Here is a 22,778-nt window from a genome sequence, read left to right as displayed (position 1 = left end):
AGCGCGATCAGGATCCCATACGGGGATGGCTCCCCCGAGGGGGCGGCGCATTCCGCTCGGGAGTCAGCGGTGCACGATGAGCCACGTCGCGACGGCGGTCGCCGCACCGCGATTGATCATCCGGTGCGGACGCTCGCACGGGAACGTGATGGCGTCACCCGCGGCGAGAACCACGACCTCGTCCTCGAACTCGACGGTCAGCTCGCCGAGCGTCACGGTCCCGACCTCGAAGCCGTCGTGCCGCAGGAACTGCCGGTGCGCGGTCGACGTCGACCCCGGCGGGTAGGTCGACTCGAAGAAGTCGACGGCGTCGACCGGCCCCGGCGCGAGACGGCGGAAGAGGACCCCTCCGTCGAGCACGACCGGCGCGACCTCGCCCGCGCGGACGACTGCGGTCTCGATCAGGGCGGGCTCGGGCGCCGACTCGTCGAAGACGGCGGACAGCGGGACGCCCAGCGCCCCGACCATCGCGATCAGCCGGCCGACCGAGGGCTGCATCGCGCCGCGCTCGATCTGCGACACCGCGCTCGCCGAGATCCCGAGGTCGCCGGCCAGGGCGCGGAGGGACATCCCGGAGGCCAGGCGCAGCTCGCGCAGGCGCGCCCCGAGCCGCTCGCGGTCGCCGACCGCTGCGGCGAGCGCCCTCTCGTCGGCGGCGCCGGGAGTCCCGGCCGAGCCGCGATCGCCCGCGGAGCTGTCGGAGAGCATCGCCGGTCGTCCTTCCTCAGTGATCGTCACGCACCCGTAACGGAGCCGAAACGAACCGCGGTCGGTGGAGTCGTAGGTTGACATCTCGTGAAGCGATGACTTCACACGCTGCTCGCTGCTCCACGAACCCCGCGGCCGCGACCGACCCCGTCGGCCCGCCGCGACCACCCTGACACATCCCATCCGTGCGACCGCCGCACGACCGCCCGAGAGGTGGATCCACCATGACCGACCGCGCCACCGCCGCCCGGACCGACCCGCACTCCGCGGTGTCGATCGACGCCGACCTCCCCGCCGGCGCCCCGCTGATCAAGCCGGGCTACGACGACCGCCTGGCCAACGACGACCTCGCGCCCCTGGCCAAGCAGCGCTGGTCGAGCTACAACATCTTCGCGTTCTGGATGTCGGACGTGCACAGCGTCGGCGGCTACGTCACCGCCGGCTCGCTGTTCGCGCTCGGTCTCGCCGGCTGGCAGGTCCTCGTCGCGCTCGTGGTCGGCATCGTGATCGTGCAGATCTTCTGCAACCTGGTCGCGAAGCCGAGCCAGGTCACCGGTGTCCCCTACCCGGTGATCAACCGGGCGATCTTCGGGATCCGCGGCGCGAACATCCCGGGCATCATCCGCGGCCTCATCGCGATCGCCTGGTACGGCGTGCAGACCTACCTCGCGGCGCAGTCGCTGAACATCGTCTTCCTCAAGTTCTTCCCCGACCTCGCCTCCTGGAACACCCCCGAGGCCTCCTTCCTCGGGCTCTCGGCGCTCGGCTACCTCTCCTACGCGATCCTCTGGGTCGCCCAGGCCGCCCTGTTCTGGCGCGGGATGGAGTCGATCCGCCGCTTCATCGACTGGGCCGGCCCCGCGGTCTACGTCGTGATGCTGATCCTCGCGATCTACCTCGTCTCGCAGGCGGGCTGGGAGAACATCTCGCTCAACCTCGGCTCGGGCGAGCCGCTCGACTTCGCGGCGTCGATCCCGGTGATGATCTCGGCCGTCGCGCTGGTCGTCGCCTACTTCTCGGGCCCGATGCTCAACTTCGGCGACTTCTCGCGCTACGCCCGCAGCTACAGGGCGGTGAAGAAGGGCAACCTCCTCGGCCTGCCGATCAACTTCCTCTTCTTCTCGCTGCTCACCGTCATCACCGCCTCCGCGACCGTGCCCGTCTTCGGCGAGCTCATCACCGACCCGATCGAGACGGTCGAGCGGATCGACACCTGGTTCGCCGTCCTTTTGGGCGGGCTCACCTTCGTGATCGCCACGATCGGCATCAACATCGTCGCCAACTTCATCTCGCCGGCCTTCGACTTCTCGAACGTGAACCCGAAGAAGATCAGCTGGCGGATGGGCGGCATGATCGCCGCCGTCGGCTCAGTGCTGCTCACCCCGTGGAACTGGTACTCGAACGACACCGCGATCCACTACACGCTCGGCATCCTCGGCGCCCTGATCGGCCCGCTGTTCGGCGTGCTCATCGCCGGCTACTACCTGATCAGCCGCCAGCGCGTCTGGGTCGACGACCTCTACTCGATGAGCGAGACGGGCCGCTACTGGTTCTCGAAGGGGTTCAACCCCAACGCCGTCTGGGCGACCGTCATCGGCGGCGTCCCCTCCGTCCTCTCGGTCCTCCTGCCGCGCTGGGTGGAGGAGGCGGGCGGCGCCTCGTTCACCTGGCTCGGCGACTACAGCTGGTTCATCGGCTGCGGGCTCGGCTTCGTCGCGATGGCGGCGCTCGAGCGCCGGGCGCCCCGCATCGGGCGGCTCGAGGACGACCTCGAGAACGTCAGCGACGGCGCGCTCGTCTGATCCCGGAGGGGCCCCTCCCCTCTCTTCCCCCACCCCGATCGAGGACACCGTGCTCATCACCGTCATCAATCCCAACACCAGCGCCTCGATGACCGAGACGATCGGGCGCGCCGCGCGCTCGGTCGCCTCGGTCGGGACGGAGATCGCCGCGGTGACGCCCCCGATGGGCCCGGTCTCGATCGAGAGCCACTACGACGAGGCCCTCGCGGTGCCCGGGGTGCTGCACGAGATCGCGCGGGCAGAGGCGGCGGGGAGCGACGGCGCCGTCATCGCCTGCTTCGGCGACCCGGGGGTCGACGCCGCCCGCGAGGTGGCGAGCGGTCCGGTGATCGGCATCGCGGAGGCGGCGATGCACATGGCGACGCTGGTCGGCCGGGGCTTCAGCGTGGTCACCACGCTGTCGCGCACCAGCGGTCGCGCGTGGGACATCGCCCGGCGGGCCGGGTTCGGGGAGGCGTGCCGCGAGGTGCGCGCCTGCGACGTGCCCGTCCTCGAGCTCGACGACCCCCGCTCCGACGCGCGCCGTCTGATCCTCGCGGAATGCCGGGTCGCGCTGGCCGAGGACGGTGCCGACTCGATCGTGCTCGGCTGCGCGGGCATGGCCGATCTCTGCCGGGACCTCTCGCGCGAGCTCGGCGTGCCCGTGATCGACGGGGTCGTCTCGGCGGTCCGGCTGGTCGAGGGCCTCGTGGCGATGGGCGTCACGACGTCGCGCCGCGACGAGTTCGCGCGGCCGCGCACCAAGGCCATGGCGGGGATGCTCGCTCCGTTCGAGCTCGCCTGAGCCGCCGGCAGGTCTGCGAGGATCGAGGAATGGCGATCCTCCGCGACCTGGCGCTCGGTGCACGGCTGTTCGGGCGGGGCTTCGGCGCCTGGGGCCGCTCGCCCCGGGCGATGCTCCTCGGCGCGATCCCGCCGCTGATCGTCGGCGCGGTCTTCGTCGCCGTCCTCGTCCTCGTGATCACCCGGATCGACGGGGTGGTGGTGGCGCTGACGCCGTTCCTCGACGGCTGGAGCCACGCGGCGGCCTCGACCGCGCGCCTCCTGCTCGCGATCGCGGCGGTCGGCGCGCTCGTCGCGCTCGGGGTCGTGCTCTTCGCCGCGGTCACCCTGCTGGTCGGCGATCCCTTCTACGAGCGGATCTGGCGCGGGGTCGAGGACGAGCTCGGCGGCGTGCCCGACGAGCACGAGACGGGGTTCTGGCGCGGACTCGGACGCGGCGTCCGCGACTCCGGAGTGCTGGTGGCCACCTCGCTCGCCCTCGGTGTCGTCCTCGTGCTGCTCGGCTTCGTTCCCGTCGTCGGGCAGATCGTCGGCCTGATCGCCGGCGCCCTCGTCGGCGGCCGCGCTCTCGCCCTCGAGCTCACCGGGTTCGCCGGCGACGCGCGCGGGATGAGCCTCGGCGAGCGCCGCCGGCTCCTCGGCGAGCACCGCGCGGTGTCTCTCGGCTTCGGCATCGCGGTCTACCTGGCCTTCCTCGTGCCGGGAGGCGCGGTGGTCGCGACCCCCGCCGCGACGGCCGGCGCGACCCTCCTGCTCCGGACCCTGCGCGGCGAGTCGACCGAGCGGGTCGCGACGACCTTGGCCCCCTGACGGCGCGTCCCCTAGACTCCCCCCATGCGCCCGTCGACCCTCCGCCGCTCCTGGTGGCCCGCCTCCTAGGCAGGCCGACGCGCAGACTCCTCTCGCACACGACCGCCTCGACCGGGCGGTCGTTCTGCATGTCGGGGCCCGGGTGAGGGACACCCCGACCCAAGGACCACGATGACCTCGCTCCTCTCCCGCATCCTCGCCTCCGACGGCTCGCTGCCGTTCGCGGTCGTCCTCCGTCAGGGCCGGGCCGAGGTCGACGTCTTCACCGGCGACGTCGTCGACGTCGACGGGCTCGCCGACATCCCGCTCCACGGCGACGACGTGCTCACCCTCGTGCCCTACCGCCAGGTGCGCGAGCGCGGCTTCGCGGCGAAGGACGACGGAGCGCCGCTGCGCAACCTGGTCGTCCGCGAGCGCGAGAGCGTGCCGCTCGCCGAGGTGCTGGCGCTGCTGCCCGAGCGCGAGATCCCGGTCGAGGAGCGCGGCTTCGACGTGCCCGACGAGGAGTACGCCGAGATCGTCCGCCGCGTGATCGACGACGAGATCGGCCGCGGCGAGGGCGCCAACTTCGTCATCAACCGCGCCTTCGTCGCGCAGACCGACGCCCCGGCCGTCGAGGCCGTGCTGGCCTGGTTCCGCCGCCTGCTGACCGACGAGTCGGGCGCCTACTGGACCTTCGCGATCCACACCCCCGGCACCGGCGGCGCCCCGACGGTCACGGCGGTCGGAGCCACCCCCGAGCGGCACGTCTCGGTGCGGGACGGCGTGGCGATGATGAACCCGATCAGCGGCACCTTCCGCCACCCGGCGACCGGCCCCACCGGCGAGGGGGTGCTCGCGTTCCTCGCCGATGTGAAGGAGAGCGAGGAGCTCTTCATGGTGGTGGACGAGGAGATGAAGATGATGAGCGCGGTCTGCCCGAACGGCGGACGCATCCTCGGGCCCTTCCTCAAGCAGATGTCGCGCCTGAGCCACACCGAGTACCTGCTCGAGGGCCGCACCGACCTCGACGTGCGCGAGGTGCTGCGCCTGACGATGTTCGCGCCGACCGTCACCGGCTCGCCGATGGAGAACGCGTGCGCCGTCATCGCCGAGTACGAGAAGGAGCCGCGCGGCTACTACTCGGGAGTGCTCGCCCTGTTCGAGCCCGAGGAGCACGGCTACACGGTCGACGCGCCGATCCTCATCCGCACCGCCTACCTCCGCGAGGACGGTCGGCTGACGGTCCCCGCCGGCGCCACCCTCGTGCGCCACTCGACCCCCGAGGGCGAGGTCGCCGAGACGCGCGCGAAGGCGTCGGGCGTGCTCTCGGCGCTGGGGCTCCTGCCGGGCCGGGACATCCCGCCGGCGATCGACCTCAATGCACAGCCGGGCGTCCAGGAGGCACTCGAGGCGCGCAACGAGCGCCTCGCCTCGTTCTGGCTGCGGCCGCAGGCCCCCGAGCACATCGAGGGCCTCGCCGGGCACACCGCCCTCATCGTCGACAACGAGGACCAGTTCACGACGATGCTCGCCCACCAGCTGCGCCACCTCGGCATGGACGCCCGGGTCGAGCGCTGGTCGAGCGTCGAGGACGTGCTGAGCGACGACCTCGTCGTGTTCGGCCCCGGTCCCGGCGACCCGCGCGACGACTCCGAGCCGCGGATCGCGCGCCTGCGCGCCCTGATGACCGAGCGGCTCGACTCCGAGCGCCCGATGCTGGCCGTCTGCCTCAGCCACCAGATGCTGTCGCTGCTCGCGGGCCTCCCGGTCGAGCCGCTGCCCGCGCCGCGCCAGGGAGTGCGCCTGGCGGTCGACGTGTTCGGCGAGGACGCGGCGATCGGCTTCTACAACACCTTCTCCTCCGTCGCCGGCGAGGGCACGACGCGCACGCCGCTGCTCGATCTCGAGGTGTCGGGCGACCCGGCGACCGGAGTCGTGAACGCGCTCCGCGGCGAGGGGATCGCCTCGGTGCAGGGGCACCTGGAGTCGGTGCTGTCCTCGGACGGGCTGCGGACGCTCGAGCGCCTCGTGCGCACGGCGACCTCGCAGCCGGCCCGCGCGTGAGCGACGTCCGCCTGATCGCGTCGCCCTCCTACTCCGCCGAGCTGCGGGAGGCGGTGGCCGCGAGCGTCCGCGCGGCGGCGGAGGCGGCGCGCGGCTGGTACGGCCGGGGCGACAAGGTCGCGGCCGATGCGGCCTCAGTCGCGGCGATGCGGGCGGTGCTCGCCGACGCGCCGTTCGACGGCGTCGTCGTGATCGGCGAGGGCGAGAAGGACGACGCGCCCATGCTCGCGAACGGCGAGCGGCTCGGCCGGGCGACATCGCCGGCGTGCGATGTCGCCGTCGACCCGCTCGACGGCACGCGGCTGACGGCGGAGGGGATCCCCGGCTCGGTCTGCGTCATCGCGCTCGCGCCGCGCGGCACGATGCTCGACCCGCGCGACGTGTTCTACATGGACAAGCTCGTCTGCTCGGCCGCGGGCGCCGGAGTCGTCTCGCTCGATCTCGCGCCCGCCGAGAACGCGGAGCGGCTGGCGCGGGCGCTCGGCAAGCCTCTCGGAGAGCTCGTCGTCGCCGTCCTCGACAAGCCGCGGCACGCCGGGCTCGTCGCGGCGCTGCGGGCCGCGGGGGTCGCGCTCGAGCTTCGCGGCGAGGGCGACGTGTCGGTCGCGATCGAGGCCGCGGACCCCTCCGGCCGGGTCGACCTCGTGCTCGGCATCGGCGGCACCCCGGAGGGAGTCGTCGCCGCCTGCGCGGTGCGCGCCCTCGGCGGCGTGATGGAGGGGCGGCTCGCGCCGCAGACCGCCCTCGAGCGCGCGAACGCCCTGGCGGCCGGCCACGACCTCGATCGGCTCCTGACCCTGGAGGACCTCGTCTCCTCCGACGACGTGCTCTTCGCGGGCTGCGCCGTCTGAGCGGGCGACGGCACGATCGACCCGGCGCTCCACGCTCGATCGACGAGCGGGAGACGGAGCGATCGTGCAGCCGCCGCGCGACTCACACCGGGATCTCGTGGTTGGCCAGGAAGACGCCGGCCGGATCGACCGCCCGTCGGATCGAGCGCAGGCGGTCCCACGTGTCCGGGTCGAAGCCGGCCGAGGCGTCGTGACGCTGCTCGACGAAGTTGAGGTAGCGACCAGGGATCGACCACGGCTCGAGCGCGGCGATCATCCGGTCGGCGTGCTGCTGGACCGGCGCGTCCGGCGCGAACGGGATCCCGACCCCGAAGGCGAGGTACGCGCCCGGAAGCGAGGCCAGAGCTCCGGCCCCCTCCGCCCGCCTCGAGAGCGCGCCGCCGAGCTGCCGCAGCTCCGCCGAGAGCAGCACGGAGCCGGAGCCCGGTCCCACGGCCTCGAGCAGCTTCTCGATGCCGGCATCGGGCAGCTCGTCAAGCATCGTCGTGGCCGACAGCCCCGGCGTCGGCTGCTCCGGATCCATGTGCAGGCGGGCGAGGGCGGAGGACGGGGTGCGGCCGAACGTGTCGATCTCGGGGCGCAGCTCCCGCAACGGTCGCAGGATCGCCTCGGCCCGGTCGTCCTCGGCGAGCACCGCCCCGTCGATCACCACCAGTGAGCGGCCGCGGAGGAACTCCGGGAGCTCGGGCAGGGGCGGCAGCTGCAGGATGCGGAACGCCGTCGTCACCTCGTCCGGCGCCGTCGCGGCCCAGTCGGTCCAGCGGCGGAGCACCTCGGGCGCGCGGGTCCAGTCCCACAGGAGCATCCCGGCGTAGGCCGACGTGAACGGGTAGGTGCGGAACTCGAGCTCGGTGACGACGCCGAAGTTCCCGCCACCGCCGCGCAGCGCCCAGAACAGGTCCTCCTCGTGGTCGGCGTCCGCTCGCACGACGGACCCGTCGGCGAGCACGACCTCCGCCGACACGATGCTGGTGGACTGCAGGCCGAGCCGGCGGGCGTACCAGCCGACGCCACCGCCGAGGGAGTACCCGAGGACGCCCACGTCCGGCGACGAGCCGTGCAGCACGGAGACCCCCGCCGCCGCGGCCGCCTCCACGACCGGGAGCCAGAGCGTTCCACCGCGTGCGGTGGCCGTGCCCTCGCCCAGGGTGACGCCCGTCATGGCATCGGTGCGCAGGAGGACGGCGTCGCCGAGTCCGGTGAGGGGCCCTGCATTGTGGCCGGTGCCCTGGGCGGCGACGCGGAGGCCCGCCTTCGCGGCGGCGCGCACCAGCTCCGCGACCTCCGCCGTGTCGGCCGGGTACGCGACGGCCGCCGGCCGCTGGTCGACGGCGACGTTCCACGGCATCCGCGCGGCGTCGTAGCCGGGGTCGCCCGGCAGGTGGACGGAGCCCCCGCAGAGGCTCCTGAGCGAGGTCGCAGAACCGGCCTGCGAGGTGATGGTCATGGGGTCTCCAGTCGTCGGATCGGGGTGATGGAGCGATCCTGCTGGACACCTCTTCCCGCGCACCTACCGGACGGATCGCGCGGGTTGCCGCCGACTTTCACGGGACCTTCGGCCCTCCCCCGCCGGCGACGCCCCTCCTAGCCTCGGCACCGTGGTAGGGACCGCCTTCGTCGTGCTCGGAGAGATCGGCGCGCTCGTCGGCGGGCGTGCGGTGCAGATCCGCGGGCGACGCGAACGAGCGGTGCTGGCGATGCTGCTCGCCGCGCGTCGGCAGGCCGTGCCCGCGGAGCGCCTGCTCGAGGCGGTGTGGGGCGTCGACGCGGCCGCCACGGCCGCCCCCTCCCTGCAGGTCGCGATCTCGCGCCTCCGCAGCCAGCTGGACCCCGGCCGCGGACCGCGGGGCGTCTCCCGGCTGCTCGTCACCACCGGTCTCGGCTACGCCCTCCACCCCGACGTGGACGCGCTCGATGCCGAGGTGTTCGAGCGCACCACGGACGACGCCGTCGCCGCGCTCTCGTCGGACCGCGCGGAGGACGCGCTCGCCCACGCCGACGCGGCGATCGCGCTGTGGCGGGGCGGGGCGTACGCCGGCGCGCCGGACGCCGAGGACATCGCCGCAGAGCGGGAACGGCTGGAGCAGCTGCGACTGGTCGCGATCGAGACGCGCGCGGACGCGCTGCTCGCCCTCGGGCGCCACGCGATCGTCGCCGGAGAGGTCCCCCCGCTGATCGAGGCGCACCCCTTCCGCGAACGGCTGTGGGTGCTCGGCGCGCTCGCGCAGTACCGCGACGGGCGGCAGGCAGAGGCTCTGGCGCTGCTCCGCCGAGCGCGGCGGACGCTCGCCGACGAGCTCGGCATCGACCCGTCGGCGGCGCTGCAGCAGCTCGAGACGGCGATGCTCGACCAGGACGGCCGCCTCCTGCCCCCGCCTGCGCCTCCCCTGGTCCGGACGGAGCGGACGGCGTCCGTCCCGATCGCCCGCGACGCCGAGTTCGCGCAGCTCCGGGCACTCGCGACGGAGATCGAGGGAGGGCACCCCCGCTTCGCCGTGATCGAGGGCGAGCCCGGCATCGGGAAGACGCGTCTGCTCGAGACGCTCGCCGAGTGGTGCGCGTCCATCGGCACGGCGACGGTGTGGGGGCGGTGCGCGGACGCGGAGTCCGTCCCCGCCTACGCACCCTGGACCGACCTGCTCCGGCAGCTCGAACGACGCGGCACGGCGATCCCGGCGGATCCCGCCCACTCCCCGCCGTCGCGCTCCGTGCTCGAGGAGGAGGCGTCGGCCGAGCGGCGGTTCCGCGTGTTCGACCGGGCCGCGGACGCCGTCGCCTCGGCGGCGCAGAACTCCTCGTTGGTCATCCTGCTCGAGGACCTGCACTGGGCCGACACGGCGACGGCGGAGCTGCTGACGCATCTCACTGCGCGCCTGCAGGACGTCCCGGTGCTCGTGGTGGTGACGATGCGGGAGCTCGCGCTCGGACGCGCAGACGCCGTCGCCTCCGCGGTGTCGGCGATCGTCCGGCGGGCCGGGAGCCGACGGATCGTCCTGCGCCCGCTGCCACCCGCCGCGTCCGAGGCGCTGCTGGCCGAGGTCGCCGACCGCGCTGTCGATCCGGCGGTGGCGGAGGCGATCCACCGCCGGGGCGGGGGGAACCCGTTCTGCATGGGTGAGCTCGCCCGCCTGCTGGCCGCCGACGGGCTCCTCGACGATCCGGCGGCGGTCGAGACGGCGCGCGTGCCGACGGCGGTGCGCGACGTGGTCCGTCGCCGGTTGTCCGCCCTCCCGCCCGCGACCAGATCGCTGCTGGAGGTCGCGTCGGTGATCGGGAGGGCGGTCGATCTGCCGCTCCTCATCGCCGCGTCCGATCAGCCTGCGGAGGACTGCCTCGACGCACTGGAACCAGCGCTCGTCCACCGGGTGCTGCTCGATGACCCCGAGGTCCCCGGTCGCTTCCGCTTCGCGCATGCGCTGGTCGACGAGGCGGCGATCGCGGAGTGCTCGTCCCTGAGGGCGGCCCGGATCCACCTGCGCGTGGCGCGCGCGCTCCAGGCCGCGGGCGGGGAGATCGAGGCGATCGCCGGCCACCTCTGGTCGGCGAGCGTCGTCGTCGATCCGGGCGAGGTCGCCGACACACTCGAGCGCGCGGCGGCCGTCGCGTCGGCGCGCACCGCGTACGAACGGGCGGACGTGCTCCTCGAGCGGGCCGTGGCGGCTCGCCGGTCCGCGAGCGAGTCCCTGCGCCCGGGGGCTCGTGAGGCGGAGGTCGGCACGATCCTGCGGATGGCGGGCCTGCTCCGGCCTCGGTTCGGGTACCGCGCGGCGTTCGAGAGCGTGCCGTTCGAGCGGGCGCAGCAGGTGGCCGCGACGCTCGACCGGTCGGATCTGGTGATGGCGCTCCTCCATCTGCAGTGGGGCGCGGCGGCGACGGGCGGCGACGTGGCCGAGGCGACGGCCGTCGCGGGCCGCATGCTCGCGCTCGGCCGGAGCGACCGGGATCCGGTGGTGAGGGTGGTCGCGCACCATGCGTGGGGCGTGCAGTGCTGGCACCTCGCGAGACTGCGCGAGGGAGCGGCAGAGATGTGCGAGTCGTGGTCGCTGCTGGAGCGGTTCACGGACGAGGAGTTCGAGCGCCTCGGCGCCTACGACTGCCCGGCGCTCTTCGGCGCGTTCGCCACGCACGTCCTCGACCTCGCCGGCGCCGTCGACGACGCCGACGACCGGTTCGACCGACTGATCGATTGCTTCCCCGGGAGCGACGCCGCCGTGGCGGTGCGGAACTTCCAGGGCTACTCGTCGCTCGTCGCCGGCGACGCTCCCCGGCTCCTCGCCTGGAACGCGCGCCACGGGTTCTCCGGGCGCGTGGAGGAACGCCTGGGGATGTTCGCCGCGTCGTCGACCTTCTACTCCGGCTGGGCCGCGGCGGTATCGGGCGATCCTGACACCGGACTCGCCGACATGGACGACGGGCTCGCCCGCTACACGGCGCTCGGAGCGAGGACCGCCTACGGCGCACTCGTGGACGCGCAGGTCGAGGCGCTGCTGATCGCAGGCCGTCCCGTTCCGCAGGTCGAGGCGCTGCTCGCCGCGGGTGCGGCCGTCGTCGAGGCGAGCGGTGAACCGCACTCGGAGGCCTCGCTCGATCTCGCGCGGGCACGGGTCGCCGCGGCGAAGGGGAGGACGGAGGAGATGCGCGCCGCGCTCGCGGCAGCGATCGACGCCGCCGACCGATCGGGCAACGTGCGGCTCGCTGCCGCTGCCCGGCGAGTCGCCCGTCGCCACTCGCCGGCCCTCGTGACGGAGGCGGACTGAGGCGACCGCGCCGCGGCCCTGGCCCGCTCTCGAGGGGGACGGCGAAGGCCCGGACATCCGTGGAGATCCGGGCCTGATGTAGCGGGAGCGGGACTTGAACCCGCGACACCACGATTATGAGCCGTGTGCTCTAACCACCTGAGCTACCCCGCCGCGCGTCTCCGGAGGCCTGGCCTGCCGGGAACGGAGCCCCCTGTGGGAATCGGACCCACTACCTCTTCCTTACCAAGGAAGTGCTCTACCAATGAGCTAAGGGGGCGCACCTGCGGGTCTTCGTCGCCCCTCTCGGGGCGTGCCCGCGATTTGGCACCGTTAGACAATAGCACCCCGCAGGGGCGTCACCGACCGCGGTCGGGGCGGGGTGCGGGAGCGCCGGCCTGCGCGGTGCACGCCGCCGCTCGCCGCCTGCCGCTCGCCGCCTGCCGCCTACGAGCGGCTCGCCGTGTCGAGCGATGCGAGCTCGTCGGCGTCGAGCTCGAGCGACGCCGAGGCCACGAGCGCCGGCAGCTGCTCCATCACGCGGGCGCTCGCGATCGGAGCGACGACACCGGGCTGCGAGCGGAGCCACGCGAGCGCGACGGTCGCGACCTCGGCCCCGTGGGCCTCGGCGACCGCATCGAGCGCGGCGAGCACCCGGCGGCCGCGGGCGTCGAGGTACTGCGCGGCTCCGGAGGCGCGGGGGCTGTCGGGAGTCGCTCCGTCGCGGTACTTGCCGGTCAGGAAGCCGGACGCCAGCGCGTAGTACGGCACCACGGCGAGGCCCGCCTCGCGCGCGAGCGGCAGCAGGTCGGCCTCGATGCCGCGCTCGACCAGGTTGTAGTGCGGCTGGAGCGCGACGGGGGCGTGCAGCCCCTCCTCCGCGGCGATCCGCAGCCAGCCCGAGATGCGCTCGGCGCTGAAGTTCGAGACGCCGATCGCACGCACGAGCCCCTCGTCGACGAGCTCGGAGAAGACGCGCGCGATGTCCTCGAGCGCCACGGCGTCGTCGTCGAAGTGCGCGTAGTAGAGGTCGATGCGATCGGTCTGCAGGCGCTCGAGCGAGGCGCGCGCCGCGGCACGGACGTTCGCGGGGGCGAGACCGGTGAACTGCGGGTGGCGGCTCACCTTCGTCGCGATCACGACGTCATCGCGCGAGGTCCCGGGGCGGCTCAGCCACTCGCCGATGATCGTCTCGGACTCGCCGCCCCTGTTGCCGGGCACCCACGCCGAGTAGGAGTCGGCGGTGTCGACGAAGTTCCCGCCCGCGGCGACGTAGCCGTCGAGCACGTCGAACGAGGTCTGCCGGCCCGAGGTCCAGCCGAAGACGTTGCCGCCGAGCGAGAGCGGGAACACCTCGATCCCGGAGTCGCCGAGCGGTGCGCGGGTGGAGGAGTCGTGGGCCGGGGCTGCGCTGTCGATCGTCATCGTCCGATTCAACCCCTGAGCGCAGGCGCGCGAGACCCCCGTCCCCGTCATGTGCGGCAAGCACTCAGGTGCATGCACCTCCGGCTCGCAGAATCACCTCCGGCTCGCGAGATCCCGCGGATTCTGCGAGCCGAGCACGATCCGACGAGCCGAAGGTGCCACCACGACTCGATCCGACGAGCCGGGGTCGTCCCGAGCGCGTCAGTCGGCCAGCGGATAGTCGGCGTAGGCGAACTTCGTCGAGTCGGGAGACCAGCCGGCGACGTTGATCGTGCCCTGCCCGCCGACGAGGCGCTGCACCACCCGGCCGGGCGCGGTGCCGGCGGGGAGGTCGATCAGCCGCAGCTCGACCGGCAGGTTCTCGGGGTGACCGGTGGTCCCGGAGGGGTACGCCAGGTAGAGCAGGTGCGCACCGTCGGGCGACACGTGCGGGAACCAGTCGACGGTGTCCGACTCGACGACGCGCTCGAGCCCGGAGCCGTCCACGGACATCCGGAAGATCTGCGCAGCCCCGCCCCCGCGCTCGGAGTTGAAGTACACGGACCGCCCGTCGGGTGCGAAGTCGACCCCGTCGTCGGGGTGCTCGTCGTCGGTGAGGGCGGTGAGCGGTCCGCCCTGGGCCGGCATCGTGTAGACGTTCGTCCGCCACTCACCGGAGGCGTCCTCGCCGCCGCCGATCAGCGCGAGCAGCGAGCCGTCGGGCGAGACGCCGTGCAGGTAGTGCTTGAAGCGGGCGCCACGAGGCTCCTCGGTCAGGCGCCGGGCGGGCGCCGATCCGTCGAGCGCGACGGCGTAGAGGTGCCCGTCACGGGCCGAGACGTACGCGGTGCCGCCCTCCGGGGCGAGCACGTGGTCGTTGTTCAGCTCCTCGGGCACGCCGTCGAGGGCGATCGGCTCCAGCGCTCCCGCGCCGTCGAGCGGGAGGCGGAAGAGCCCGCCGTCGCCGTTGACCACGAGGGACGAGCCGTCGGGCGACCAGTTCGGCGCCTCGACGAGCAGGGTGTCCGACTCGAACACTGTGGTCGCGACCCCGGTGGCGACGTCGTGCACTCGGAGACGGCAGAGCTGACGGGGCAGGAGCGATCGGGCCATGCGTCAAAAGTACGTCGTCAAGCCTGCCGCCACTCAGGTTCTCCCTGTGGGGCCTCCAGTACCCTTTACTCACGACTGCGCTGGGTACGACTTGAGAGGAACATGTGATGCTCCTCATCCTCACGATCACGTTCGCGCTCGCGGTCGTCACGCCCTGGATCGTCGACCGCGTCGGGCCGAAGGCCTTCTACGGCCTCGCCCTCGTCCCCGCCGGCACCTTCGTCGCCACGGCCGCCGCGCTGCCCACGGTCCTCGAGGGCGGCGAGATCCGCGAGCGGGTGGAGTGGATCCCCTCTCTCGACATCGCCCTCTCGTTCCGGCTCGACGCGCTCTCGATGGTGCTCGCCCTCGTGGTCAGCGGAGTGGGCGCCCTCGTCCTGGCCTACTGCGCGAGCTACTTCCGCCGCGACGAGCCGTCGCTCGGGCGGTTCGCCGCCCTGCTCTTCGCCTTCGCCGGCGTCATGTACGGGCTGGTCACCGCCGACGACGTGATCATCCTCTTCGTCTTCTGGGAGGCCACGAGCGTCCTCTCCTACCTGCTCATCGGCCACTACAGCGGCCGCAAGGAGAGTCGCGGAGCCGGCCTCCAGGCGCTGCTCGTCACGACCCTCGGCGGGCTCGCGATGCTCGTCGGCATCGTGATCCTGATCGTCCAGGCGGGCACCACGAGCCTCGAGGGCATCATCGCCGCCGCCCCGTCCGGCCCGATCGTGTCGGTCGCCCTCGTGCTGGTGCTGCTCGGGGCGTTCTCGAAGTCGGCTCTCGTGCCGTTCCACTTCTGGCTCCCGGCCGCGATGGCCGCGCCCACCCCGGTCAGCGCCTATCTGCACGCGGCGGCGATGGTGAAGGCCGGCATCTACCTCGTGGCCCGCCTCGCGCCCGGCTTCGCCGACGACTCCGTCTGGCTGCCCGTCATCGTCTCCGTCGGAGTGTGGACGATGCTCGTCGGCGGCTGGCGCTCGCTGCGGCAGTACGACCTCAAGCTCGTGCTGGCCTACGGCACCGTCAGCCAGCTCGGCTTCCTCACGGTCGCCGTCGGCTTCGGCTCGCGCGACGCCGCCCTCGCGGGCCTCACGCTCCTGCTCGGCCACGCGCTCTTCAAGGCCCTGCTCTTCCTCGTCGTCGGCATCGTCGACCACCGCGCCGGCACCCGCGACCTCCGCAAGCTCAGCGGGATCGGCCGTCGGGCCCCGGTGCTCGCGGCCGCCGCGCTGCTCGGCGTGCTCTCGATGGCGGGCATCCCTCCGCTGCTCGGGTTCGTCGCCAAGGAGGCCGTCTTCACGAGCCTCCTCGAGGCCGGCGAGCAGGGCTCGGTCTGGGGCTGGATCGCCCTGGTCGGGCTGATCCTGGGCTCGATCCTCACCGTCGCCTACTCGGCCCGCTTCTTCTGGGGAGCGTTCGCCCGCAAGAAGGGCCTCGAGGACACGCACCTGCACGCCGAGCCGTGGACCTTCACCGCCGCTCCCGTCGTGCTCGCAGCGGCGAGCCTCGTCGGAGGCGTCGCCGCGTCGGCCATCGACCCGCTCATCGCCGTCTACGCCGACACGCTGCCCCTCGCGGCGGCCGACGCCGACCCCGCCCTCGCCGCCGAGGCCCTGGCCGAGCACGGCACCTACCACCTCGCCCTCTGGCACGGTCTCGAGCCGGCCCTGGGCCTCAGCGCGCTCGTCATCGCGATCGGCCTGCTCCTCTTCGCCAAGCGGGTCGCCGTCGCGAAGGCGCAGTCGATGCTGCCGAACCGCATCGACTCGGCAGAGGGCTACTGGGCGACCGTCCGCTGGCTCGACCGCGTCTCGAGCACCGTCACCGAGTTCGTGCAGCGCGGCTCGCTCCCCCGCTACCTGACGGTGATCTTCGCCGTCTTCGTGGTCGGCGCCGGCGGCGCGGCCGCGTTCAACCGCACCTGGCCCAGCGAGCTCGTCGTCTGGGACAGCCCCGGCCAGCTGGCCGTCGCCGCGGTGATGATCGTCGCCGCGATCCTCTGCGCCGTCGCCCGCAACCGCGTGGCCGCGGTGCTGCTCGCCGGCGGCACCGGCTACGGGATGGTCGCCCTCTTCGCCCTGCAGGGCGCACCCGACCTCGCCCTCACCCAGGCCCTCATCGAGACGGTGACCCTGGTCGTCTTCGTGCTCGTCCTGCGCCGCCTCCCCACCCGGATCGCGCAGAAGCACCAGCCGATGCGCAAGCGCCTGCGCGCCGTCATCGGGATCGCGGTCGGCGCGGTGATGGCCGTCGTCGCGGCGATCGCCCTCGGCGCCCGCACCGCCGTGCCGATCTCGGCCGAGCTCCCCCGCCTCGCCTACGAGGAGGGCAAGGGCCGCAACATCGTCAACGTCCTGCTCGTCGACATCCGCGCCTGGGACACGATGGGCGAGATCTCGGTCCTGGTCGTGGTCGCCACGGGCGTCGCGAGCCTGATCTTCCTCTCCAGCAGGGCCGGAGGCGCTCCCCGCCTCGAGTCGCAGAGCGCGGCCGACCGGGCCGAGCGGGCACTCGACCTGACCGCACCGGCCGAGGACGCCGCGCAGAGCGGCGACCGCGGCTCCTGGCTCGTCGCCGGGCGGACGCTGCGCCCCGAGAACCGCTCGATCGTGCTCGAGGTGCTGGTGCGCCTCCTGTTCCACCCCGCGATGATCGTCTCGGTCTACCTGCTCTTCACCGGCCACAACACCCCGGGCGGAGGCTTCGCGGGCGGCCTGCTCGCCGGTCTCGCACTCGTCGCGCGCTACCTCGCGGGCGGGCGCTTCGAGCTCGGCGAGGCCGCGCCGATCGACGCGGGCAAGGTGCTCGGCCTGGGCCTGCTCTTCGCCGTCGGCACCGCGGTGTCCTCGCTCGTCTTCGGGCTCCAGGTGCTCGAGTCGAGCTGGCTCGACCTCGAGGTGCCGATCCTCGGCGAGCTGCACCTGGGCACCTCCACCCTCTTCGACATCGGGGTCTACCTCATCGTGATCGGCCTCGCCCTCGACATCCTCCGCAGCCTCGGCGGCGAGGTCGACCGCCACGGCGAGGAGGCCGAGCGCGGCGACTCCTCCGGCGACGGCGTCACCCACTCGACCGACAGCACCCCCGGGCCGGGCGCCGGCACCGTCGACGGTCTCGAGACGAAGCTGCCCACCGGCTCCACGGTCGTCGGCGGTCCCGGGCGGGGGGACGACGCATGAGCATCACCCTCGTCCTCGTCGTCGTGATGGCGGTGCTGTACGCCGCGGGCGTCTACCAGATGCTCGAGCGCAGCCTGACCCGCATCCTGATCGGCTTCCTCCTGATCGGCAACGCGACCAACATCCTGATCCTGCTGATGGCGGGCCGGGCCGGAGTCGCCCCGTTCGTCACCGACGACGGCCGCTCGTACGAGCAGATCGCCGACGAGATGGCCGACCCGCTCCCCCAGGCGCTCATCCTGACGGCGATCGTGATCACGTTCGGCGTCTCGGCCTTCCTCCTCGCGATGATCTACCGGCGCTGGCGCCTCGCCAACGCCGACCAGGTCGAGGACGACGAGACCGATACCTCGGTCCGCGCCGACGCGGCCGGCATCTCGGCCCAGACCACGGCCGACGACCGGGCGCTCGACGTGCTGCTCGAGTCGAGCGACGAGGGCACCGCGGCCAAGCACGGCGAGAGCGCCATGACCGATGACAGGAAGGAGGACCGATGACCGCGCTGATCCCCCTCGTCGTCACCCTCCCCCTGCTGGGAGCCGCCGTCGCGCTGATCCTCGGCCGCCACCGCCGCGCGCAGATCCTCGTCAACATCGTCACGCTCTCGGCGGTCCTCGTGATCTCCTCCGTGATGCTCGTGATCGTGCTGTCGGGTGACGGAGGCGGCGACGCCGTCTACGTGGGCGGCTGGGAGCCGCCGTGGGGCATCGTGCTCGTCGTCGATCCGCTCGCCGCGCTGATGCTCGTCATCACGTCGATCACGCTGCTCGGCGTCCTGCTCTTCTCGGTCGGCCAGGGCCTCGTCGACGGCAACCGCGAGACGCCGGTCACGATCTTCCACCCGACCTACCTGATCCTCTCGGCGGGCATCCTCAACGCCTTCGTCGCGGGCGACCTCTTCAACCTCTACGTCGGCTTCGAGATCCTGCTCGCGGCCAGCTACGTGCTGATCACCCTCGGCGGCACCGCCCCGCGCATCCGGGCGGGCACGACCTACGTGGTCGTCAGCCTGGTCTCGAGCGTCTTCTTCCTCTCGGCGATCGGCCTGCTCTACGGCGCGACCGGCACCGTCAACATGGCGCAGCTCTCGATCCGGATCGCCGAGCTGCCCGCCGATGTGCAGCTGGTGCTGCACGTGATGCTGCTGCTGGGCTTCGGGATCAAGGCGGCGGTCTTCCCGCTGTCGTTCTGGCTGCCGGACTCGTACCCGACCGCCCCCGCCCCCGTCACCGCGGTGTTCGCGGGCCTGCTCACGAAGGTCGGCGTCTACGCGCTGATCCGCACCGAGACGCTGCTGTTCCCCGGAGGCGCGCTCAGCGAGGTCCTGCTGGTGGTCGCCCTGCTCACGCTGATCGTCGGCATCCTCGGCGCGGTCGCGCAGGCCGACATCAAGCGGATGCTGTCGTTCACGCTCGTCTCGCACATCGGGTACATGGTGTTCGGCATCGCGATCGGCACGCAGGCGGGCTACGCCGCGACGATCTTCTACGTGATCCACCACATCACCGTGCAGACCACCCTGTTCCTCGCCACCGGGCTGATCGAGCGCGTCGGAGGGACGACCTCGATCCTCCGGCTCGGCGGGCTGCTCAAGGCCTCGCCGCTGCTCGCGCTGCTCTACTTCATCCCCGCGATGAACCTCGGCGGCATCCCTCCGTTCACCGGGTTCCTCGGCAAGGTCGGCCTCTTCGTCGCCGGCACGGAGTCGGCCGTCGAGCAGCCGAACTGGCTGATCTGGGCCGTCATCGGAGCGGGAGCGATCACTTCGCTGCTCACCCTCTACGCCGTCGCCCGCGTCTGGAACATGGCGTTCTGGCGCCGCCAGGAGGAGGTGCCCGGCTACGAGTCGCCCCTGATCGACCAGCTGCAGGAGGACCCGCACGACACCGGGACGGTCCGCACCCGCCACTCGCCGCCGATGATGGTGCTCGCGACCGCCGGGATGGTGCTCGTCAGCGTGGTGCTGACGATCGGCGCCGGCCCGCTCTACGACGCGAGCGAGCACGCCGCCGAGGCGATCGCCGACCCGTCGACCTACATCGCGACCGTCTACCGCGACTCGTCCTTCGGTGAGGAGGGGCCGCGATGAGCCCGCGCCGCCGCGTCGACTTCTGGAACCGCTTCGCGATGTTCGTCACCCTCGTCGGCATCTGGGTGCTGCTCTGGGACGACGTCTCCGTGCTCTCGATCGTCTCGGGCTTCCTCGTCGCGCTGCTGATCACGCGGGTCTTCTACCTGCCCCCGGTCGAGTTCTCGAACCGGGTGAACCCCTGGTGCCTGCTGGTCTTCCTCCTGCGCCTGGCCGCCGACATCGCGATCGCCTCGGTGAAGGTGTCGTGGCAGATCCTCACGCTGCCGGTGCCCGTGCACAACGCGATCGTCGCCGTGCACCTGCGCAGCCGCTCCGAGGGCATGCTGGTCTGGACCACGGAGGCCGTCTCGCTCGTCCCCGGCTCGCTCGTGATCGACGTCGACCCGCAGCAGAACGTGCTCTACCTGCACGTGCTCGGCGTGACCCACGACGAGGGCCACCGCATCGAGGAGGTGCGGCGCACGGTGCTGCAGACCGAGGCGCGCATCGTCCGCGCCATCGGCTCGCGCGAGGACGTGGCGCGCGTGAACCGGCCGCTCGACGAGGGAGCGGGGGCGCTGCGATGATCGACTGGCTCGCCTGGATCCTCGTCCCCCTCTTCGGAGCGGCGACCCTGCTCTCCCTCGTCCGCATCCTCCGCGGACCCTCGATCCTCGACCGCGTGGTCGCCGCCGATGTGCTCGTCGCGACCATCATCTGCGGGCTGGGCGCCGAGATGGCGGTCAACCAGCACGCGACGACGCTGCCCGTCGCCCTCGGCCTCGCGCTGTTCGCGGTCTTCGGATCGATCAGCGTCGCGAAGTTCATGGCCAACCGCGAGGAGGACTGACATGGGTCTCGACAGTTCCACTCTGGACGCGTTCTGGGACATCGTCACCGCCGTGCTCGTCACCGCGGGCGCCGTGCTGTCGCTGGTCGCCGCGATCGGCCTCCTCCGCTTCGACGACCTGCTCTCGCGCATGCACGCCGGCACCAAGCCGCAGGTGCTCGGACTCATCTGCGTGATGCTGGCCGTCGCCATCCGCAACCCGGGCTTCGCCGCCGCCGGCACCGTGGTGCTGGTCATCGGCTTCCAGCTGCTGACCGTCCCCGTCTCGGCGCACATGGTCGGCCGCGCGGCCTACCGGGCCGAGGCGGTCTCGATGGGGTTCCTCGTCGCCGACGAGCTGGCCGACGCGGTCAGCCGGGCCGACGAGCAGGCGAAGACGGGGCCGGAGACGGCGCACGCCTCCGAGGAGGCGGCGGAGCGCTCGACGGCGCCGCAGCCCGAGGACGAGCACGGGCCCGCCGCGACGGCCTAGGCCGTCCGGATCGTCTGCACCGGGGTGACCGGCTGGGCGCCGGTCATGGAGCGCGCGGCGAAGCCTCCGATCGCGAGGGTCACCGCCAGCAGTCCGCCGATCAGCAGCGCGAGCAGCGGCACGACCCAGAGCAGCGCCCTCCGGCGTCGGGCTCGGGCCTGCTCGGGGGTCTCGTCGCTCACCCGTCGACCCTAGGGCAGCCGAGCGGGCGGAGGAGCCGCGACGGGCTGCGGATATCCTTGTCGCCATGACCCTGGACTCCGCTCTCTCCGGCGCGCCCGAGAACTCCCCCGCCCGCACGAGCCGTCCCGGCTCGGAGTGGTGGCGCACCGCGGTCATCTACCAGATCTACCCGCGCTCGTTCGCGGACGCGAACGGCGACGGCATCGGCGACCTGCCTGGCATCACCTCGCGCCTCGAGAGCCTCGCCGAGCTCGGCGTCGACGCGATCTGGCTCTCGCCCTTCATGACCTCCCCGCAGAAGGACGCGGGCTACGACGTCGCCGACTACTGCGACGTCGATCCGCTCTTCGGCACGCTCTCCGACTTCGATGAGATGCTCGCGCGAGCGCACGCGCTCGGCATCCGCATCATCGTCGACCTCGTCCCCAACCACTCCTCGAGCGCGCACCGCTGGTTCCAGGAGGCGCTCGCGGCCCCCGCGGGCAGTGCCGAGCGGGCGCGCTACCTGTTCCGCGACGGCCGCGGCGCCGCGGGCGAGCTGCCCCCGAACAACTGGGAGTCGGTCTTCGGCGGTCCCGCCTGGACGCGCGTCACCGAGGCCGACGGCACGGCGGGCCAGTGGTACCTGCACCTCTTCGACACCTCGCAGCCCGACTTCGACTGGACGAACGAGTGGGTGCGCGAGCGCTTCCGCGAGGTCCTGCGCTTCTGGCTCGACCGCGGCGTCGACGGCTTCCGGGTCGACGTGGCGCACGGCATGATCAAGGCCGACGGCCTGCCCGACTACACCCCGCCCGCCGACAGCGGCTCGATGGGAGGCGTCGCCCCCGCCGACGGCGAGGATCCGGAGACCGCGCCCTACTGGGCCCAGGACGGCGTGCACGAGATCTACCGCGACTGGCACGCGCTGCTCGCCGAGTACCCCGACGACCGCGTGCTCTGCGCGGAGGCGTGGGTGCAGCCGCTCTCGAAGCTCGCGCGCTGGGTCCGCCCGGACGAGATGCACCAGGCCTTCAACTTCGCCTACCTCGAGACGCCGTGGGAGGGGCCGGCCCTGCGCGACATCGTCGACTCCTCCCTCACGGCGTTCGCCCGCGTGGGCGCGCCGTCGACGTGGGTGCTCTCGAACCACGACGTCGTCCGGCACGCCAGCCGCCTGGCGCTGACGTCCGACAATCCGCAGGGCTACGGCATCGGCCCGCGCACGCCCGGGCTGCCCGACCCCGTGCTGGGCCTGCGCCGCGCGAGGGCCGCGTCGGCGCTGATGCTGGCGCTCCCCGGCTCGGCCTACGTCTACCAGGGCGAGGAGCTCGGCCTCCCCGAGGCGATCGACCTGCCCGACGACGCCCGTCAGGACCCGACCTGGTTCCGCACGAGCGGCGAGCGCTACGGCCGCGACGGCTGCCGCGTGCCCCTGCCCTGGGAGGCCGGCGCGCCCGCCTACCGGTTCAACGACGGCGGCGCCTCCTGGCTCCCGCAGCCTCTCGACTGGGCGCCCTACGCCCGCGAGAGCCAGCGCGGAGTCGCGGGCTCGACGCTCGAGCTCTACCGCTCGCTGCTCGCGCTGCGCCGCTCCGAGAAGCTGGGCGCCGGCTCCGTCGAGTGGCTCGAGGGCTATCCGGAGGAGGTCGTCGCGTTCCGCAACGGCGGCGTCACCGTCATCGCGAACACCGGCTCGGCCCCGGTCGAGATCCCGGTGGGAACGGTGCTCGTCTCGTCGGAGGAGCTGCACGAGCCGACGCTCCCGGGCGACACGACGGTCTGGCTGCACGCCGACTGAGGCGCGCG

At 72.8% G+C, this 22,778-nt stretch carries 18 protein-coding genes and 2 tRNA genes; 13 read left to right on the top strand and 7 right to left on the bottom strand.

Annotated features, from left to right (window positions below; genetic code table 11):
* Window positions 1–63: 63 nt before the first annotated feature.
* Entirely contained in the window at window positions 64–708 is a 645-nt protein-coding gene (locus GSU68_RS04215; RefSeq protein ID WP_159905844.1) for a helix-turn-helix domain-containing protein, read from the bottom strand.
* 224 nt (window positions 709–932) lie between these two features.
* Here GSU68_RS04215 and GSU68_RS04210 point away from each other — a divergent pair, with 224 nt between their 5' ends.
* The 5 genes from GSU68_RS04210 (at window position 933) to GSU68_RS04190 (ending at window position 7,000) form a co-directional block, all read left to right on the top strand.
* Window positions 933–2,510, top strand: coding sequence for an NCS1 family nucleobase:cation symporter-1 (locus tag GSU68_RS04210; protein ID WP_159905843.1), 1,578 nt, complete (start codon window positions 933–935; stop codon window positions 2,508–2,510).
* Window positions 2,511–2,559: 49 nt separating this feature from the next.
* Window positions 2,560–3,294 carry an aspartate/glutamate racemase family protein gene (locus GSU68_RS04205; RefSeq protein WP_159905842.1) on the top strand — a complete coding sequence of 245 codons (735 nt, stop codon included), beginning with the start codon at window positions 2,560–2,562 and terminating at the stop codon, window positions 3,292–3,294.
* 29 nt (window positions 3,295–3,323) lie between these two features.
* On the top strand, window positions 3,324–4,103 hold the full coding sequence (locus GSU68_RS04200) for an EI24 domain-containing protein (protein WP_159905841.1): 780 nt from the start codon (window positions 3,324–3,326) through the stop codon (window positions 4,101–4,103).
* 171 nt (window positions 4,104–4,274) lie between these two features.
* A complete protein-coding gene (locus GSU68_RS04195) occupies window positions 4,275–6,149 on the top strand; it encodes a chorismate-binding protein (protein ID WP_159905840.1) in 1,875 nt (624 codons plus the stop codon).
* A complete protein-coding gene (locus GSU68_RS04190) occupies window positions 6,146–7,000 on the top strand; it encodes a fructose-bisphosphatase class II (RefSeq protein ID WP_159905839.1) in 855 nt (284 codons plus the stop codon). Before GSU68_RS04195 ends, GSU68_RS04190 begins: the two co-directional genes overlap by 4 nt.
* Before the next feature lie 82 nt (window positions 7,001–7,082).
* Here the strand turns inward: GSU68_RS04190 and GSU68_RS04185 are convergent, their stop codons facing one another.
* Entirely contained in the window at window positions 7,083–8,447 is a 1,365-nt protein-coding gene (locus GSU68_RS04185) for an FAD-binding oxidoreductase (RefSeq protein ID WP_159905838.1), read from the bottom strand.
* A gap of 151 nt (window positions 8,448–8,598) precedes the next feature.
* Here GSU68_RS04185 and GSU68_RS04180 point away from each other — a divergent pair, with 151 nt between their 5' ends.
* Window positions 8,599–11,757, top strand: a complete 3,159-nt coding sequence (locus GSU68_RS04180; RefSeq protein ID WP_159905837.1) for a BTAD domain-containing putative transcriptional regulator — start codon at window positions 8,599–8,601, stop codon at window positions 11,755–11,757.
* A gap of 79 nt (window positions 11,758–11,836) precedes the next feature.
* Here GSU68_RS04180 and GSU68_RS04175 read toward each other — a convergent pair.
* The 4 genes from GSU68_RS04175 to GSU68_RS04160 form a co-directional block, all read right to left on the bottom strand.
* Window positions 11,837–11,910 (bottom strand) — tRNA-Met (locus GSU68_RS04175).
* A gap of 34 nt (window positions 11,911–11,944) precedes the next feature.
* Window positions 11,945–12,016, bottom strand: a tRNA-Thr gene (locus tag GSU68_RS04170).
* Window positions 12,017–12,183: 167 nt separating this feature from the next.
* Window positions 12,184–13,161 carry an aldo/keto reductase gene (locus tag GSU68_RS04165; RefSeq protein ID WP_159905836.1) on the bottom strand — a complete coding sequence of 326 codons (978 nt, stop codon included), beginning with the start codon at window positions 13,159–13,161 and terminating at the stop codon, window positions 12,184–12,186.
* Between the two features lie 201 nt (window positions 13,162–13,362).
* Window positions 13,363–14,253, bottom strand: coding sequence for a PD40 domain-containing protein (locus GSU68_RS04160; RefSeq protein ID WP_159905835.1), 891 nt, complete (start codon window positions 14,251–14,253; stop codon window positions 13,363–13,365).
* Between the two features lie 107 nt (window positions 14,254–14,360).
* Between GSU68_RS04160 and GSU68_RS04155 the strand changes: the two genes are divergently transcribed.
* From GSU68_RS04155 to mnhG, 6 genes are read left to right on the top strand one after another with little or no spacing between them, the layout of a single operon-like run.
* Window positions 14,361–17,414, top strand: coding sequence for a Na+/H+ antiporter subunit A (locus GSU68_RS04155; RefSeq protein ID WP_159905834.1), 3,054 nt, complete (start codon window positions 14,361–14,363; stop codon window positions 17,412–17,414).
* Window positions 17,411–17,911, top strand: coding sequence for a Na(+)/H(+) antiporter subunit C (locus tag GSU68_RS04150; RefSeq protein WP_159905833.1), 501 nt, complete (start codon window positions 17,411–17,413; stop codon window positions 17,909–17,911). Before GSU68_RS04155 ends, GSU68_RS04150 begins: the two co-directional genes overlap by 4 nt.
* Window positions 17,908–19,503, top strand: a complete 1,596-nt coding sequence (locus GSU68_RS04145; protein ID WP_159905832.1) for a Na+/H+ antiporter subunit D — start codon at window positions 17,908–17,910, stop codon at window positions 19,501–19,503. Before GSU68_RS04150 ends, GSU68_RS04145 begins: the two co-directional genes overlap by 4 nt.
* The gene (locus GSU68_RS04140; protein WP_159905831.1) at window positions 19,500–20,072 is read left to right on the top strand and encodes a Na+/H+ antiporter subunit E; all 573 of its coding nucleotides are present in this window, start codon (window positions 19,500–19,502) and stop codon (window positions 20,070–20,072) included. Before GSU68_RS04145 ends, GSU68_RS04140 begins: the two co-directional genes overlap by 4 nt.
* On the top strand, window positions 20,069–20,335 hold the full coding sequence (locus tag GSU68_RS04135; protein WP_159905830.1) for a monovalent cation/H+ antiporter complex subunit F: 267 nt from the start codon (window positions 20,069–20,071) through the stop codon (window positions 20,333–20,335). Before GSU68_RS04140 ends, GSU68_RS04135 begins: the two co-directional genes overlap by 4 nt.
* Before the next feature lies 1 nt (window position 20,336).
* Window positions 20,337–20,807 (top strand): monovalent cation/H(+) antiporter subunit G, encoded by a 471-nt coding sequence (gene mnhG / locus GSU68_RS04130; protein ID WP_159905829.1) that lies wholly within the window; start codon window positions 20,337–20,339, stop codon window positions 20,805–20,807.
* Here the strand turns inward: mnhG and GSU68_RS04125 are convergent.
* Window positions 20,804–20,989 carry a hypothetical protein gene (locus tag GSU68_RS04125; RefSeq protein WP_159905828.1) on the bottom strand — a complete coding sequence of 62 codons (186 nt, stop codon included), beginning with the start codon at window positions 20,987–20,989 and terminating at the stop codon, window positions 20,804–20,806. The two genes, mnhG and GSU68_RS04125, sit on opposite strands and share 4 nt — an antisense overlap.
* A gap of 65 nt (window positions 20,990–21,054) precedes the next feature.
* Here GSU68_RS04125 and GSU68_RS04120 point away from each other — a divergent pair, with 65 nt between their 5' ends.
* A complete protein-coding gene (locus tag GSU68_RS04120) occupies window positions 21,055–22,770 on the top strand; it encodes an alpha-amylase family glycosyl hydrolase (RefSeq protein WP_159905827.1) in 1,716 nt (571 codons plus the stop codon).
* Window positions 22,771–22,778 lie beyond the last annotated feature (8 nt).

The sequence above is a fragment of the Rathayibacter sp. VKM Ac-2759 genome (genome assembly GCF_009834225.1).
In the GTDB taxonomy this organism is placed as follows: domain Bacteria; phylum Actinomycetota; class Actinomycetes; order Actinomycetales; family Microbacteriaceae; genus Rathayibacter.
Note: the sequence above shows the minus strand (reverse complement) of the source record. Positions and strands in the feature narration are given on the sequence as shown.